This is a genomic window from Pseudomonas sp. (assembly GCF_035554175.1).
Classification (GTDB): Bacteria; Pseudomonadota; Gammaproteobacteria; order Pseudomonadales; family Pseudomonadaceae; genus Aquipseudomonas.
This window is the reverse complement of record NZ_DATMIV010000049.1, coordinates 13,402-28,555: the sequence shown is the minus strand read 5'-3', so window position 1 is coordinate 28,555 and position 15,154 is coordinate 13,402. Positions and strand designations below refer to the sequence as shown.

13 protein-coding genes are annotated in these 15,154 nt (G+C 59.8%); 9 read left to right on the top strand and 4 right to left on the bottom strand.

Annotation, left to right across the window (positions count from 1 at the left end; genetic code table 11):
• Positions 1-28: 28 nt before the first annotated feature.
• Positions 29-391: an ArsC family reductase gene (locus tag VNV36_RS21555; protein WP_325720326.1), complete on the bottom strand. Its 363-nt coding sequence runs from the start codon at positions 389-391 to the stop codon at positions 29-31.
• A 294-nt stretch (positions 392-685) separates the two neighbouring features.
• Here VNV36_RS21555 and VNV36_RS21550 point away from each other — a divergent pair, with 294 nt between their 5' ends.
• Positions 686-2,317, top strand: a complete 1,632-nt coding sequence (locus VNV36_RS21550) for a Na+/H+ antiporter (RefSeq protein WP_325720324.1) — start codon at positions 686-688, stop codon at positions 2,315-2,317.
• A 46-nt stretch (positions 2,318-2,363) separates the two neighbouring features.
• On the opposite strand, the gene dapC is transcribed toward VNV36_RS21550, so the two are convergent.
• The 3 genes from dapC to map all read right to left on the bottom strand — a co-directional run bounded on the left by dapC (position 2,364) and on the right by map (position 7,278).
• The gene (gene dapC, locus VNV36_RS21545) at positions 2,364-3,563 is read right to left on the bottom strand and encodes a succinyldiaminopimelate transaminase (protein ID WP_325720322.1); all 1,200 of its coding nucleotides are present in this window, start codon (positions 3,561-3,563) and stop codon (positions 2,364-2,366) included.
• A gap of 189 nt (positions 3,564-3,752) precedes the next feature.
• A complete protein-coding gene (locus VNV36_RS21540; protein ID WP_325720321.1) occupies positions 3,753-6,455 on the bottom strand; it encodes a [protein-PII] uridylyltransferase in 2,703 nt (900 codons plus the stop codon).
• A gap of 40 nt (positions 6,456-6,495) precedes the next feature.
• On the bottom strand, positions 6,496-7,278 hold the full coding sequence (gene map / locus VNV36_RS21535) for a type I methionyl aminopeptidase (protein ID WP_186620945.1): 783 nt from the start codon (positions 7,276-7,278) through the stop codon (positions 6,496-6,498).
• Positions 7,279-7,651: 373 nt separating this feature from the next.
• Between map and rpsB the strand changes: the two genes are divergently transcribed.
• The 8 genes from rpsB (at position 7,652) to rseP (ending at position 15,122) form a co-directional block, all read left to right on the top strand.
• Positions 7,652-8,389 (top strand): 30S ribosomal protein S2, encoded by a 738-nt coding sequence (gene rpsB / locus VNV36_RS21530; protein WP_003222119.1) that lies wholly within the window; start codon positions 7,652-7,654, stop codon positions 8,387-8,389.
• 190 nt (positions 8,390-8,579) lie between these two features.
• Positions 8,580-9,443: a translation elongation factor Ts gene (gene tsf / locus VNV36_RS21525; protein ID WP_016771476.1), complete on the top strand. Its 864-nt coding sequence runs from the start codon at positions 8,580-8,582 to the stop codon at positions 9,441-9,443.
• 208 nt (positions 9,444-9,651) lie between these two features.
• Positions 9,652-10,395 (top strand): UMP kinase, encoded by a 744-nt coding sequence (gene pyrH, locus VNV36_RS21520; RefSeq protein WP_003222124.1) that lies wholly within the window; start codon positions 9,652-9,654, stop codon positions 10,393-10,395.
• A complete protein-coding gene (gene frr, locus VNV36_RS21515; protein ID WP_325720316.1) occupies positions 10,392-10,949 on the top strand; it encodes a ribosome recycling factor in 558 nt (185 codons plus the stop codon). Before pyrH ends, frr begins: the two co-directional genes overlap by 4 nt.
• A gap of 14 nt (positions 10,950-10,963) precedes the next feature.
• Complete coding sequence (uppS, locus tag VNV36_RS21510; RefSeq protein ID WP_039762463.1) at positions 10,964-11,719, top strand: polyprenyl diphosphate synthase; 756 nt, start codon at positions 10,964-10,966, stop codon at positions 11,717-11,719.
• Positions 11,719-12,525, top strand: a complete 807-nt coding sequence (locus VNV36_RS21505) for a phosphatidate cytidylyltransferase (protein WP_325720313.1) — start codon at positions 11,719-11,721, stop codon at positions 12,523-12,525. Before uppS ends, VNV36_RS21505 begins: the two co-directional genes overlap by 1 nt.
• Positions 12,522-13,712 (top strand): 1-deoxy-D-xylulose-5-phosphate reductoisomerase, encoded by a 1,191-nt coding sequence (ispC, locus tag VNV36_RS21500; protein WP_325720311.1) that lies wholly within the window; start codon positions 12,522-12,524, stop codon positions 13,710-13,712. Before VNV36_RS21505 ends, ispC begins: the two co-directional genes overlap by 4 nt.
• 57 nt (positions 13,713-13,769) lie before the next feature.
• On the top strand, positions 13,770-15,122 hold the full coding sequence (gene rseP / locus VNV36_RS21495) for a sigma E protease regulator RseP (RefSeq protein ID WP_325720309.1): 1,353 nt from the start codon (positions 13,770-13,772) through the stop codon (positions 15,120-15,122).
• The last annotated feature ends 32 nt before the right edge of the window (positions 15,123-15,154 follow it).

The window sequence follows — 15,154 nt, the reverse complement described above, 5'->3', positions numbered from 1 at the left end:
AATACCTCTACAAAGAGTGACGGGCTGCTTACTTCAGGGCAGCCGCGTAGATGTCTGGCTTGAAGCCAATCAGGGTTCGGTCGCCGAGATCAAGCACCGGGCGCTTGATCATCGAGGGTTGCGCGAGCATCAGTTCGATGGCTTTCGACTGGTCGAGATCGGCTTTACGTTCGTCGTCGAGTTTGCGAAAGGTCGTGCCGGCGCGATTCAACAGGGTTTGCCAGCCGTGCTCGTCACACCATCGGGTCAGGTGCTCACGGTCAATACCGGCGCTCTTGTAATCGTGAAAGTCATAGCTGACAGCGTGTTCATCGAGCCAGGTGCGCGCCTTTTTCATGGTGTCGCAGGCTTTGATGCCGAAAAGGTGCAACGTTTTACTTGAAACGGCCAAGGAATCGCCCCCTTTACAGGTGCTGGAAAAAAATGGTGACGGATTATGCCATGAGCGGACGGTTTCGCGGCGCCTCAGGTCGATTTGGCAATGCAAAACACCTGTGGGAGCGAGCCTGCTCGCGAAGCGGCCATGTCAGTCATATCTCTGTGCGCTGAACGACCGCTTTCGCGAGCAGGCTCGCTCCCACAGGGGGCTCTCTTGCGGCCGTGCGACATAGGTGCAACGGTCAGCCACAGCCTAAGGCGCTAATATGGCAGTTCAACGCTGTCGATCGCCTGAGATTTTCGTTTTATGCAAACCGCTTACACCGTCCTCATCCTGCTGATGCTGGTCAGCGTCTCGCGCCTGGTCGGACGGGTCATTGCGCTGCCGTTGCCGCTGGTACAAATCGCCGCCGGTGCCTTGCTCGCCTGGCCGAACCTGGGCCTGCACGTCGCCCTCGATCCCGAATTGTTCCTGTTTCTGTTTCTGCCGCCGCTGCTGTTTTCCGATGGCTGGCGCATGCCCAAACGCGCGCTCTGGCAATTGCGCGGGCCGATCCTGACTCTGGCCGTGGGCCTGGTTCTGTTCACCGTGGTGGGCGCCGGCTATTTCATTCATTGGCTGTTGCCGACGATTCCGCTGCCGGTGGCCTTCGCCCTCGCGGCCGTGTTGTCACCGACCGACGCCGTGGCGGTTTCGGCCATTTCGCAAAATCGCCTGCCGACGCCGCTGATGCACATGCTGCAAGGCGAGGCGCTGATGAACGACGCCTCGGGTCTGGTGACGTTCAAGTTCGCCCTGGCAGCAGCGGTGACGGGTGTGTTCTCGCTGACCAATGCCAGTCTGACCTTTGTCGCGGTAGCGCTGGGTGGTCTGGCTGTTGGTGTAGCGCTGAGCTGGCTGGTCGGACGCCTGCGCGCGTGGATGATTGCCCGAGGCTGGGATGATCCGGCCACCCACGTGGTGTTCATGTTGCTGTTGCCGTTCGCCGCTTACGTATTGGCTGAACGTCTGGGGGCTTCGGGCATTCTGTCCGCAGTGGCGGCAGGGATGATGCAGAGCTGGCTCGATCTGCTGCCACGGCAGACCAGCACGCGACTGCTTAACCGCAGCGTCTGGTCTTTACTGGAATTTGCCTTTAACGGTTTGATCTTCTTGCTGCTGGGCCTGCAACTGCCGGACATCATCAAGGCGGTGGTCAGCCATGAACCGACGCTGTGGCCGACGCTGTTCTATCGCGGCCTCGACGTGCTGGCGATTTTCGTCGCACTGGTGCTGCTGCGATTTGTCTGGGTGCAAAGCATCTGGCGTTTGTCGGTGCTGCTGCGCCGTCTGCGCGGCAAGGGCGAGCTGACGCAGGTGCCGACGGCACGCTCTTGCTGGTTGTTGACGGTGGGCGGGGTGCGCGGGGCGGTAACGCTGGCGGGCGTGATGTCGGTACCGATGCTGATCGGCACCGAGGCTTTTCCCGAGCGTGATCTGCTGATCTTCATTGCTGCCGGAGTGATTCTGCTGTCGCTGATTTGCGCCTGTATCGGGCTGCCCTTGCTGCTGCGGGGCATCGAAAAAAGTCCCGACGACAGGCGTCGTCAGGAGGTGCGTGACGCCTGGCGCAACACCGCCGAAGCGGCGATCCACGCGCTGGAAAGCGAAGAAGTCGTGCCTCAGGATGCCGCTCAGGCGGCGCTGGCAGCGGAGCTCAAGGCACGGATCATGTCCGAGTATCGCCATCAACTCGACGTGTTCAACGATTCCGCCGAAGCCCAGGCACTGGCGTTTCAGATGGATATGCTGGAACGTCGGCTGCGTCTGAAGGCGCTGAGGGCGCAACGCCTTGAGTTGTACCGCCTGAGCCGTCAGCACCAGATCGGTGACGATGTGCTCAGGGAGGTGTTGGGAGAGCTTGATCTGAGCGAGGCCAACCTGGGGCAGGTCAAATAGCAGATCGACTGCCCGCAGCAGAGGGCCTGCTGCGGGTACCCGTTGATCACTTCTGCCGGGTGATGAATTCGCGAATCCGTTCGGCCGCTTCCACGCACTCCGCCAGTGGCGCAACCAGCGCCATGCGCACACGGCCCGCTCCCGGATTGACGCCATCGACATCGCGCGACAGATACGAGCCCGGCACCACGGTCACGTGCTCCTGCTCGAACAGATCACGACAGAACGCCGCGTCGTCGCCTTGCACATTCGGCCAGAGGTAGAAGCTGCCATCGGGACGCTGCACATCCATCACCGGGCTGAGTATGTTAAGGACTGCATCAAATTTCTCGCGATACAGCGCACGGTTGGCGCGCACGTGCACTTCGTCATTCCACGCGGCAACGCTGGCAAGTTGGGTTTGCACCGGCATCGCGCAGCCGTGGTAGGTGCGGTAGAGCAAAAAGCCTTTGAGGATGTCGGCATCGCCGGCAACGAAGCCTGAGCGCAGGCCCGGCAGGTTGGAGCGCTTGGACAGGCTATGGAAGACCACGCAGCGCTTGAAGTCATTGCGGCCCAGTTCAACGCAGGCGCTGAGCAGGCCCGGCGGCGGCGTCTGTTCGTCGAAGTACAGTTCGCTGTAGCACTCGTCGGCGGCGATCACGAAGTCGTGCTGGTCGGCCAGGGCGATCAGCTTTTTCAGGGTCTCGACCGGAATCAGCGCGCCGGTCGGGTTGCCCGGTGAGCACAGGAACAGGATCTGGCAGCGCTGCCAGATGTCCGGCGATACCGCGTCGAAGTCCGGGTTGAAGCCGTTTTCATCCAGGCACGGGAGGTAGTGCGGCTTGGCCCCGGCGAGAAACGCCGCGCCTTCGTAGATCTGATAGAACGGGTTGGGGCTGACCACCAGCGCGTCATCCCCCCGGTTGACCACGGTCTGGGTGAAGGCAAACAGCGCCTCGCGGGTGCCGTTGACCGGCAGCACATTGCGCGCCGGTTCGATCCAGCCGTTCGGTACGCCGAAGCGACGCTCGCACCAGCCGGCGATGGCTTCGCGCAGCGCCGGGATGCCGAGCGTGGTCGGGTACACCGCCATCTGATCCAGATTGTTCGCCAGCGCTTCGGCGACAAAACTCGGCGAACGGTGTTTCGGCTCACCGATCGACAGGGCGATCGGGCGTTTGTCGGGGTTCGGTGTGACGCTGCCGAGCAGGGCGCGGAGCTTTTCGAACGGGTACGGCTGGAGCTGGTTCAGAGCGTTGTTCATGGGGGCCTCGGTCGATGTCGGAGGGCTTGGCGCCATTCCAGGCTGGAACGAGCCCTGTGGGAGCGAGCCTGCTCGCGAAGAGGGTGGTCCATTCAACATTGATGCGTGCTGAATGACCGCTTCGCGAGCAGGTTGTCATTGTCAGGCTTTCATTGGCGCCTGCCGGTCCGACAGGGAAAATTCATTGATTCAAATACTGATCCGCGAAAGCTTGATATCCGGTTCCTGATTGACGCTCAGCTGTTCGACGATCGCATCCTGCAAGCGGCTGCACAGCAGCGGATCGGACAGCGGCTGGTTGTGCGCGTCGGTGATGAAGAACACGTCTTCCACGCGCTCGCCCAGGGTCGCAATCTTGGCGTTCTGCAGCGACAGGTCGAATTCGAGGAAAATCCCGCCGACCCGCGCCAGCAGGCCTGGCCGGTCAGGCGCGGTCAACTCCAGCACCGTCACCGGTCGCTGGGCGTCGTTGTGGATGGTCACTTGCGGCGCAAAGGCAAAATGTTTGAGTTGGCGCGGCACCCGGCGCTGAATGATCGTCGGGTAGTCATCCGGGTTGCGCAGGGCGTCGGTGAGGCCCTCGCGGATCTGCTTGATCCGCGCCGGGTTGTCGCCGATCGATTCACCATCGTTGTCGAGCACGATGTAGGTGTCCAGGGTGAACCGGCTGCTGGAGGTGATAACCCGGGCGTCGTGAATGTTCAGGTTGAGCTGATCCATCGCCGCCACGGTCACAGCGAAGAAATCGTGCTGGTCCGGCGCATAAATGAAGATCTGCGTGCCGCCTTCGAATTCGCGCTGGGTGGTTTCCTTGATCAGCACCAGCGGCCCGCCATCGACCGGTTGCTGCAGGATTGCATCGCTGTGCCAGGCGACGTCGCCTGCGGTGTGGCGCAGGAAATAGTCATCGCCCAGTTGCGCCCACAGCTGCTCGACATCATCCGGGTCGGTGCCGCCGCGTACCAGAATATCCAGTGCGGCGCTCTGGGTCTGACGAATCTGCTCTTCGCGATCCACCGGGTTTTCCAGGCCGCGGCGCAGGGCGCGCTTGGTTTCAGTGTAGAGTTGGCGCAACAGACTGGCGCGCCAGGAGTTCCACAGCGTCGGGTTGGTCGCGTTGATATCGGCCACGGTCAGCACATAGAGATAGTCGAGGCGCGTTTCGTCGCCGACTGCCTGGGCAAAATCGTGGATCACCTGCGGGTCGGATAGATCCTTGCGCTGCGCGGTGGTCGACATCACCAAATGATTCTGCACCAGCCAAACGATCAGGCGGCTGTCCCACACCGGCAATTGATGGCGCTGGCAGAATGCTTCGGCATCGACCGCGCCGATCTCCGAGTGATCGCCATGTCGGCCCTTGCCAATGTCGTGGTACAGGCCGGCCATGTAGATCAGCTCGGGCTTGGGCAGCTTGGCCATGAGCTTGGCGGCCAGCGGGAATTTTTCCGAGACCTGGGTGTACTGCAACTTACGCAAATGTTTGATCAGGTTCAGCGTGTGTGCATCGACCGTATAAATGTGAAACAGGTCGTGCTGCATCTGCCCGACGATAAAGCCGAACTCCGGAAGATAGCGCCCGAGAATGCCGTAGCGGTTCATCCGCCGCAGATTGCGGTGGATGCCGATCTTGCACTTGAACAGCTCGATGAACAGGCTGGTATTGCGAATGTCGTTGCGGAAGTTGTCGTCAATCAGGTGCCGGTGCTCGCGCAGCAGACGAATGGTGTCGGCGCGCACGCCTTTGATTTCCGGCTGCTGGGCCATCAGCACGAATATTTCCAGCATGGCGAACGGCGTACGGCGGAACACGTTGTCGTTGCGCGCTTCGATGTAGCCGTCGTGCAGCTGAAAGCGTGAGTTGATCGGTTGCGGCGGCGCTTCGTCTTCCGGGGCGAGGATGACTTCCTCGAAGTGCTGAATGATCAGGTCGCTCAACTGAGCGATGCTCATCACCGTGCGGAAGTACTGCTGCATGAAGTTTTCGACAGCCTGTTTGGCGTCGTCACCTTCAAAGCCGAGCAGGCCGGCAATGGTGCGCTGATGATCGAACAGCAAGCGGTCTTCCGAGCGGCCGGCGAGCATGTGCAAGGCATAACGCACTTTCCACAGGAATTCCTGGGAGGAGGCGAGCAGGGCGTTTTCGCTTTCGACCAGAAAGCCTTCGCCAGCGAGGGCGCGCAGATTCAGGGTGCCGTACTGACGCCGGGCGACCCAGAGAATCGTCTGAATATCCCGCAGGCCGCCGGGCGAGCCTTTGACGTTCGGTTCGAGGTTGTATTCGGTGTCGTTGTATTTGTGGTGGCGGGCTTTTTGCTCGGCACGCTTGGCCAGGAAGAACTCTTTGGCCGGCCACATATGTGCGGTGCTGGTGACATCGAGCATGCGCTGGCGCAGACGCTCGGGGCCGCAGATGGTGCGGCTTTCCATCAGATTGGTGACCACGGTCAGATCGGCGCGGGCCTCTTCGGCACACTCGTCGACCGAGCGTACGCTCTGACCGACCTCCAGGCCGATGTCCCACAACAGCGTCAGAAAACGCTCGATGGAATCTCGGAAAACTTCGTGGTCGGCGCTGTCCAGCAGGATCAGCAGATCGATGTCGGAATAGGGGTGCAACTCGCCCCGACCGTAGCCGCCCACCGCCACTAGGGCGATATCGGCGTCTTCGCTCCAGTTGAACTGCTCCCAGGCCTTTTGCAGGATGTTGTCGACAAACCAGGCGCGGTCTTCGATCAGGCGGCGGATGTCGCGGCCATTGCGAAAGCGCGTATCGAGGACCTCGCGGGCCTGGCGGATCGCCTTCTTGAACGCCGCAACAGGACTCGCTTTGAGGGCCAGTTCAGCCTGGAACTGGCCGCGGTCGAAGAGTTCGGGATCCACCTGCGGCATCGATTGGCTTTCCTTCTATAGGCTGGGAGCGTTCTGGGTGTCAGGCCGAGACGCGGGCGATGGTGTCATCGCTGCGCAGGGTGAAGATCTCATAGCCTGTGTCGGTAACCAGCAGAGTATGTTCCCACTGAGCCGAGAGCTTGCGGTCTTTGGTGATCGCGGTCCAGCCGTCGCCAAGTACCTTGGTATCGGCCTTGCCCTGGTTGATCATCGGCTCGATGGTGAAGGTCATGCCGGCTTTGAGTTCCATGCCGGTGCCGGCGCGACCGTAATGCAGGATCTGCGGCTCCTCGTGGAAGACTTTACCGATACCGTGGCCGCAGAATTCGCGCACCACCGAGAAGCCGTTCTTTTCCGCGTGCTTCTGGATCACTTCACCGATATCACCGAGGCGGCAGCCGGGTTTGACGATCTCGATCGCCTTGTACATGCATTCCTGGGTGACCTGCGACAGGCGCTCGGCCCAGACCGGCACTTCGCCGACGTGGAACATGCGGCTGGTATCGCCGTGGTAACCGTCCTTGATCACGGTGACGTCGATGTTAAGGGTGTCGCCGTTTTTCAGCGGCTTGTCATTCGGAATGCCGTGGCAGACCACATGGTTGATCGACGTGCAGATCGACTTCGGGTAGCCCTTGTAGTTGAGCGGGGCGGGGATGGCTTGCTGCACATTGACGATGTAGTCGTGGCAGATCTGGTTGAGCTGATCAGTGGTTACGCCCGGTTTGACGTGTTCGGCAATCATTTCCAGCACATCGGCGGCCAGTTTGCCGGCGACACGCATGCCAGCGATGTCCTCGGGGGTTTTGAGGTTGACGGTCATACAGGCTCTCTCTGCGCTCGACGGCGCTTACGGATACGAATGGGGTGGCAGGCAGACATTTTGCGACCCTGAAAAACGCGATTCTAACAGACGGCACGCGCAAATCCGCGCCTGCGTGTCTGGCTTGTCCCTATACAATGGTGCCCCTCGGGCCGATTCCAAGGGCGCTGCGCCCATGTCGCCGGGGCGAATACAGATTCCGGGTTCCGTTTCTGCGCACCCTGTGGTATAAAATGCGCCGCTTTCCGGGGATGCCCCGAAAAGCCTAAATCCACACACGTGTCGACACGATGACCTGGGTGCCTTGGGCGTTATGCCTCTGGTTGGTCATTGGGATACGTGGAGGCCAAACCCGACTTATCAAGGAACTATCATGTCCCAAGTCAATATGCGCGATATGCTGAAGGCCGGTGTGCACTTCGGTCACCAAACCCGTTACTGGAATCCGAAAATGGGCAAGTACATTTTCGGCGCGCGTAACAAGATTCACATCATCAACCTTGAAAAAACCCTGCCAATGTTCAACGAAGCTCTGACTTTCGTAGAGCGTCTGGCCCAGGGCAAAAACAAGATTCTGTTCGTCGGCACCAAGCGTTCCGCTGGCAAGATCGTTGCTGAAGAAGCAGCACGTTGCGGTTCGCCGTACGTCGATCACCGCTGGTTGGGCGGCATGCTGACCAACTTCAAGACCATTCGTGCTTCCATCAAGCGTCTGCGTGACCTTGAAGTTCAAGCCGAAGACGGTACTTTCGCCAAGCTGACCAAGAAAGAAGCGCTGATGCGCTCCCGTGATCTTGAGAAGCTGGATCGTTCGCTGGGCGGCATCAAGGACATGGGCGGTCTGCCAGACGCACTGTTCGTGATCGACGTTGACCACGAGCGCATCGCGATCACCGAAGCCAACAAGCTGGGCATCCCGGTCATCGGCGTTGTCGATACCAACAGCAGCCCGGAAGGCGTTGACTACATCATCCCGGGCAACGATGACGCCATTCGCGCCATCCAGCTGTACATGGGTTCGATGGCTGACGCTGTTATCCGTGGTCGCAACAATGTTGCTGGCGGTACTGTTGAATTCGCAGCTGAAGAAACTCAGGCTGCAGCTGAGTAATTGACGCCCTGGCGTTGACTCAGTAAGCAAAAAGGGGGCTTGGCCCCCTTTTTGCCACCTCGAAAACCCTTTGTCGGCGCCCACGTCTTTGTTTGTAATGTGCGGCAGCTAACAAGGGTGGTTCGGGAAGAATTGAACGCCCGTTCGATCGGGTGGAATGGTTGAAAACCTATCCAAGAGGAATTTGAAAATGGCAGCAATTACTGCAGCGTTGGTCAAAGAACTGCGCGAGCGTACCGGCGAAGGCATGATGGATTGCAAGAAGGCCCTGGAAAAGGCTGACGGCGACATCGAGAAAGCCATTGATGACATGCGTGCTTCGGGCGCGATCAAGGCTGCCAAGAAAGCTGGCAACGTCGCCGCTGAAGGCGCGATCGCCATCAAATCGAACGACAAGGCAGCCGTGCTGCTGGAAGTCAACTCGCAGACCGACTTCCTGGCCCTGCAAGACGACTTCAAAAACTTCGTTGCTGCCAGCGTAGAAAAAGCTTTCGACGAAAAACTGACCGACGCAGCTCCGCTGATCGCCGCTCAGGAATCGGCTCGTGAAGCTCTGGTTGCCAAAGTCGGCGAGAACGTCAACATCCGTCGTCTGGTCCGCGTAGAGGGTGACGTTGTCGGCACCTACCTGCACGGTAACAAGATCGGTGTTGCTGTTGTCCTGAAAGGCGGTGACGTCGAGCTGGCCAAAGACATCGCGATGCACGTTGCTGCAAGCAACCCTGAGTTCCTGCTGCCTTCGCAAGTCTCTGACGAAGCGATCGAGCGTGAGAAGGCTGTGTTCCTGCAGTTGAACGAAGAGAAAATCAAAGGCAAGCCAGAAAACATTGTTGAGAACATGGTCAAGGGCCGTATCAGCAAGTTCCTGGCAGAAGCGAGCCTGGTTGAGCAGGCGTTCGTCAAGAACCCTGAAGTCAAGGTTGGCGAGCTGGCCAAGAAAGCCGGCGCTGAAATCGTTTCCTTCACTTACTTCAAAGTAGGCGAAGGCATCGAGAAGCCGGTCGACAACTTCGCTGAAGAAGTTGCTGCCCAGCTGGCTGCCGCCAAGCAATAAGACGGTTTTTCAACTGTCGCCCGAAAGAGGCTGCCCGCTTACGCGCGCAGCCTCTTTTCAGATGGGTTACCAATTTTTATTTGGTTTCCACCCGGAACTGACTTACAAAGCCATGTTCCGATGGCGCTGCAGCAGCGCCAAGCTAGAGTGAACGCCAGCTGTAAACAGCTCGCAAAGAATTTTAAATACGCCGCAGGAGAGATTCGCAATGGCTCAGCAGGGCAGTGGTTATCAGGCTCGCTATAAACGCATTCTACTCAAGCTTAGCGGCGAGGCCCTGATGGGCTCGGAAGAGTTCGGGATCGATCCGAAGGTGCTCGATCGCATGGCGCTGGAAGTCGGCCAACTGGTCGGCATCGGCGTCCAGGTCGGTCTGGTGATCGGCGGTGGCAACCTGTTCCGTGGCGAAGCCCTGAGCAAAGCCGGTATGGATCGGGTCACGGGCGACCACATGGGCATGCTGGCCACTGTGATGAACGCTCTGGCCATGCGCGATGCGCTGGAACGTGCCAATATCTCGGCCATCGTCATGTCGGCCATTTCCATGGTTGGCGTGACCGATCACTACGATCGCCGCAAAGCCATGCGCCACTTGAACTCCAAGGACGTCGTGATCTTCGCGGCCGGCACCGGCAATCCGTTCTTCACCACGGATTCGGCAGCCTGCCTGCGTGCAATCGAAATCGACGCCGACGTTGTGCTCAAGGCCACCAAGGTTGATGGTGTCTACACCGCAGACCCGTTCAAAGACCCGCATGCCGAGAAGTTCGATCATCTGACTTATGATGAAGTGCTGGATCGCAAGCTGGGCGTGATGGATCTGACCGCTATTTGCCTGTGCCGCGATCACAAGATGCCGCTGCGCGTATTCAACATGAACAAACCCGGCGCCCTGCTGAACATCGTGCACGGCGGCGCTGAAGGGACATTGATCGAGGAAGGCCAACAATGATCAACGAAATCAAGAAAGACGCCCAAGCGCGTATGCAGAAATCCCTGGAATCTCTGAACCACGCGTTCGGCCAGATTCGTACCGGCAAGGCTCACCCGAGCATCCTCGGCAGTGTCATGGTGCCTTACTACGGCACTGACACCCCGCTGAGCAGTGTGGCCAACGTCACCGTGAAAGACTCGCGTACCCTGCAAGTCGTGGCTTTCGAGCGCAACATGCTCGCTGCTGTCGACAAGGCGATCCAGAGCGCCGGTCTGAACCTCAACCCGACCAACCTGGGCGAGCTGCTGCTGATCCCGATGCCTGCCCTCACCGAGGAAACGCGCAAGGGTTTCACCAAGCAGGCACGTAGCGCAGCTGAAGACGCGCGCGTTGCCGTACGCAACATTCGTCGTGATGCCTTGGGCGAGCTGAAGAAGCTGGTCAAGGACAAGGAAATCAGCGAGGACGAAGAGCGTCGTGCCATCGCTGATATCGACAAGCTGACCAAAGAATCCGAGGGCCAGATTACCAAGGCCACGGACGAGAAAGAAAAAGACCTGATGGCCGTATAAGGGTCGAGCTTTAAATGGACAAGACCAAGCAGACTGCGCCGTCCGCGGTGCCGCGCCATGTCGCGATCATCATGGATGGCAATAATCGCTGGGCGAAAAAACGCTTCATGCCCGGTGTCGCCGGGCATAAAGCGGGCGTGGATGCTGTGCGGGCGGTGATCGAGGTGTGCGCTGAAGCCAAGGTCGAAGTCCTGACCCTGTTCGCTTTTTCCAGTGAAAACTGGCAGCGCCCGGCCGATGAAGTCAGTGCCTTGATGGACCTGTTCTTCAAGGCATTGCGTCGTGAGGCCAAGCGCCTCAACGACAACAACATCAGCCTGCGCATCATCGGCGATCGCTCGCGCTTCCATCCTGAGCTTCAGGCAGCGATGCGCGAAGCCGAAGCAATGACCGTCGGTGCCAACCGCTTTGTCCTGCAGATCGCCGCCAACTATGGCGGCCAGTGGGATATCGCACAGGCCGCGCAGCGTCTGGCACGTGAAGTCCAGGCCGGGCACTTGCGTCCGGAGGACATCACCCCGGATCTGCTGCAGACCTGTCTGGCGACCGGCGATCTGCCGTTGCCGGATCTGTGCATCCGCACCGGTGGCGAGCATCGCATCAGCAACTTCCTGCTGTGGCAACTGGCCTATGCTGAGTTGTACTTCTCCGACCTGTTCTGGCCGGACTTCAAACACGAAGCCATGCGCACCGCGCTGGCCGATTTCGCTTCGCGCCAGCGTCGGTTCGGTAAAACGAGCGAACAGGTCGAAGCTGGAGCCCGGGTTTAATGCTCAAACAACGAATCATCACCGCGCTGATCCTGCTGCCGATCGCCTTGTGCGGGTTTTTTCTGCTGGAAGGCGCCGGTTTCGCGCTGTTCATTGGCCTGGTAGTCAGTCTCGGTGCGTGGGAGTGGGCGCGTCTGGCCGGTTTCACCGCACAATCGTTCCGCGTTGGCTTTGCCGCCGTGGTCGCCTTGATGCTGTTTGTCATGTATGTGCTGCCCGGGCTTGCGCCGTGGGTGCTCGGTGCATCGGTGATCTGGTGGGCGGTTGCCACTTACCTGGTGCTGACCTATCCACACTCCAGTGCGCATTGGTCAACCGCGGCGACCAAACTGGTCATTGGCCTGCTGATCCTGCTGCCTGCGTGGCAGGGCCTGGTGCAGATCAAGCAGTACCCGCTGGGTAACTGGTTGATCATGGCGGTGATGGTGCTGGTCTGGGGCGCGGACATCGGGGCTTATTTTTCCGGACGCAAGTTCGGCAAGCGCAAGCTCGCCCCGCAAGTCAGTCCGGGCAAAAGCTGGGAAGGCGTTTACGGTGGTCTGGCTTTGAGTCTGGTGATCACCGCGATCGTCGGGATGATCCGCGACTGGACTGTGGCCGAGCTGCTCAAAGGATTGATTGGCGCTGCGCTGATCGTCTTCATTTCTGTGGTCGGTGATCTCACCGAAAGCATGTTCAAGCGTCAATCCGGCATCAAGGACAGCAGTAATCTGCTGCCTGGCCATGGTGGCGTGCTGGATCGCATCGACAGCCTTACCGCTGCAATTCCGGTATTCGCCGTGTTGCTCTGGATGGCTGCACCGTGAGTCGTCCCCAGCAGGTTACCGTGTTGGGTGCTACCGGTTCGATCGGTCTGAGCACCCTGGATGTCATTGCGCGTCATCCTGAGCGTTATCAGGTTTTCGCACTGAGTGGTTTTACTCGCCTCAGTGAGTTATTGGCTCTGTGCTTGCGTCATGTGCCGCAATTTGCCGTAGTGCCTGAAGTTGCCGCAGCGCGCGGTTTGCAGGATGACTTGCGTGCCGCGGGTATGCCGACCCGCGTTCTGGTGGGCGAGGAGGGCCTGTGTCAGGTGGCCTCCGCGCCGGAAGTCGATGCGGTGATGGCAGCTATCGTCGGCGCAGCGGGGCTGCGTCCGACGCTGGCAGCGGTCGAGGCGGGCAAGAAAATCCTCTTGGCCAATAAAGAGGCGTTGGTCATGTCCGGCGCTCTGTTCATGCAGGCCGTGCGCAAAAGCGGCTCGGTGCTGCTGCCGATCGACAGCGAACACAACGCGATTTTTCAGTGCATGCCGACGGATTTCGCTCGCGGCCTGAGCTCGGTGGGTGTACGGCGGATTTTGCTTACAGCCTCTGGCGGGCCTTTCCGGCAGACGCCGATGGCCGAGCTGGCGCATGTTTCACCTGAGCAGGCCTGCGCTCACCCGAACTGGTCCATGGGGCGCAAGATCTCCGTAGATTCGGCGAGCATGATGAACAAGGGGCTCGAACTGATCGAAGCCTGTTGGTTGTTCGATGCCAAACCAGCGCAGGTCGAAGTGGTGATCCACCCGCAAAGCGTGATTCACTCGTTGGTCGACTACGTGGATGGTTCGGTGCTGGCGCAACTGGGTAACCCCGATATGCGCACGCCGATCGCCAACGCCCTGGCCTGGCCGGAGCGCATTGATTCCGGCGTACCGCCACTGGATCTGTTTACCATTGCCCGCCTGGATTTCGAGGCGCCTGATGAAGCGCGCTTCCCGTGCCTTCGTCTGGCGCGTCAGGCCGCCGAAGCTGGCGACAGCGCCCCGGCGATGCTCAACGCGGCCAATGAAGTGGCCGTGGCGGCGTTTCTCGACGGACGGGTTCGCTACCTGGAAATCGCGAGTATCATCGAGGAAGTCTTGAGTCGGGAGCCGGTGGTTGCGCTGAACGATCTCGATGCGGTCTTCACCGCAGACGCGAAGGCGCGAGTCCTGGCTGAACAATGGTTGAGCCAGCACGGCCGGTAACGGTTTTTTGCAACACATGGCTACACGCGACACTGAACGGGATTGCGGAGAAAGTAGATGAGCGCGCTCTATATGATTGCCGGCACCCTGATCGCCTTGGGCGTGCTGGTCACCTTCCATGAATTCGGCCATTTCTGGGTCGCGCGTCGCTGTGGCGTCAAGGTTCTGCGTTTTTCCGTGGGCTTTGGCATGCCGTTGCTGCGCTGGCACGACAAACAAGGCACCGAATTCGTGGTCGCCGCGATTCCGCTGGGCGGCTACGTCAAGATGCTCGACGAGCGTGAAGGCGAAGTGCCGGTCGAGCAACTCGATCAATCGTTCAACCGCAAATCGGTGCGTCAGCGAATCGCCATCGTCGCCGCTGGCCCTGTTGCCAATTTTCTTTTGGCTCTGGTGTTCTTCTGGGTGCTGGCGATGCTCGGCAGCGAGCAGGTTCGCCCGGTCATCGGTGCGGTCGAGTCGGGCAGTATTGCCGCCAGGGCCGGGTTGACTGCAGGTCAGGAGATCGTCGCGATCGATGGTGAACCGACCTCCGGTTGGGCTGCGGTCAATCTGCAACTGGTGCGTCGCTTGGGTGAAAGCGGTGCCATTCAATTGCTGGTGCGCGAGCAGGGCTCAACCGCAGAGTCTGCGCGCACACTTGCGCTGCATAACTGGCTCAAGGGCGCCGACGAGCCGGATCCGATTCGTTCGCTGGGGGTTCGTCCATGGCGTCCGGCCCTGCCGCCGGTGCTTGCGGAGCTGGACCCGAAGGGCCCGGCCCAGGCAGCGGGGCTGAAGACCGGCGATCGCTTGCTGGCTCTGGATGGTCAGCCGCTGAGCGACTGGCAGCAGGTGGTCGACACTGTCCGTACGCGTCCTGATACCAAAATCCTACTGCGCATCGAGCGCGACAATGCTCAAATCGACGTCCCGGTAACCTTGGCGGCGCGCGGTGAAAGCAAGTCGCCAAGCGGTTATCTGGGTGCTGGCGTCAAAGCTATCGACTGGCCACCGGAAATGATCCGCGAGGTCAGCTATGGCCCGCTGGCCGCGATTGGCGAGGGTGCCCGGCGTACCTGGACCATGAGCATTCTGACCCTCGATTCGCTGAAGAAAATGCTGTTCGGCGAGCTCTCGGTAAAAAACTTGAGTGGACCGATAACCATTGCTAAAGTGGCGGGCGCTTCTGCCCAGTCGGGCGTCGCTGATTTCCTGAATTTCCTTGCTTATCTGAGTATTAGCCTGGGGGTTCTGAATTTGCTGCCCATTCCGGTACTGGATGGGGGGCATTTGTTGTTTTATCTGATCGAGTGGGTGCGTGGTCGCCCCTTGTCGGATCGGGTGCAAGGTTGGGGGATACAGATCGGTATCAGTTTGGTGGTCGGAGTGATGTTGCTTGCTCTGGTCAACGATCTGGGTCGACTGTAACGCTTCGCTGAATTGCGAATCTGCCGCATTTT

Excerpts from the sequence above, each read along its gene's own strand:
- pyrH (WP_003222124.1), top strand. The coding sequence starts at position 9,652 with ATGGCTCAGCAGGGCAGTGGTTATCAGGCTCGCTATAAACGCATTCTA.
- rpsB (WP_003222119.1), top strand. The coding sequence starts at position 7,652 with ATGTCCCAAGTCAATATGCGCGATATGCTGAAGGCCGGTGTGCACTTC.
- frr (WP_325720316.1), top strand. The coding sequence starts at position 10,392 with ATGATCAACGAAATCAAGAAAGACGCCCAAGCGCGTATGCAGAAATCC.
- VNV36_RS21540 (WP_325720321.1), bottom strand. The coding sequence starts at position 6,455 with ATGCCGCAGGTGGATCCCGAACTCTTCGACCGCGGCCAGTTCCAGGCT.
- dapC (WP_325720322.1), bottom strand. The coding sequence starts at position 3,563 with ATGAACAACGCTCTGAACCAGCTCCAGCCGTACCCGTTCGAAAAGCTC.
- VNV36_RS21505 (WP_325720313.1), top strand. The coding sequence starts at position 11,719 with ATGCTCAAACAACGAATCATCACCGCGCTGATCCTGCTGCCGATCGCC.
- rseP (WP_325720309.1), top strand. The coding sequence starts at position 13,770 with ATGAGCGCGCTCTATATGATTGCCGGCACCCTGATCGCCTTGGGCGTG.
- uppS (WP_039762463.1), top strand. The coding sequence starts at position 10,964 with ATGGACAAGACCAAGCAGACTGCGCCGTCCGCGGTGCCGCGCCATGTC.
- map (WP_186620945.1), bottom strand. The coding sequence starts at position 7,278 with ATGACCGTCAACCTCAAAACCCCCGAGGACATCGCTGGCATGCGTGTC.
- VNV36_RS21550 (WP_325720324.1), top strand. The coding sequence starts at position 686 with ATGCAAACCGCTTACACCGTCCTCATCCTGCTGATGCTGGTCAGCGTC.
- tsf (WP_016771476.1), top strand. The coding sequence starts at position 8,580 with ATGGCAGCAATTACTGCAGCGTTGGTCAAAGAACTGCGCGAGCGTACC.